Annotated in this window: 1 protein-coding gene; it reads left to right on the top strand. The window is 64.9% G+C overall.

Annotation, left to right across the window (positions count from 1 at the left end; all coding sequences use genetic code 11):
• On the top strand, positions 1-245 hold a 245-nt coding region (locus EK416_RS17325), incomplete at both ends, for a relaxase/mobilization nuclease domain-containing protein (protein WP_164730111.1).

Below are 245 nucleotides of genomic sequence, written 5' to 3'. Positions count from 1 at the left end.
CGCGTCGGCGGCATCCGCATCACCAATTGCGGCACCGACGAGCCGGACTGGGCGCTCTCCGACATCATCGCGACGCAGAAGCGCAACACGCGCGCCAGTGCCGACAAGACCTACCACCTCGTCGTCAGCTTCGCAGACAATGAGCGGCCCAGCGACGAGGTGCTGGAAAAGATCGAAGAGCGGCTCGTTGCCGCCATCGGGCTCGAAGCGCATCAACGCATGTCGGCGGTCCACATCGACACCGA

The sequence above is a fragment of the Rhodomicrobium lacus genome, from assembly GCF_003992725.1.
GTDB lineage: Bacteria > Pseudomonadota > Alphaproteobacteria > Rhizobiales > Rhodomicrobiaceae > Rhodomicrobium > Rhodomicrobium lacus.
This window is presented reverse-complemented; position numbering and strand designations above follow the sequence as displayed.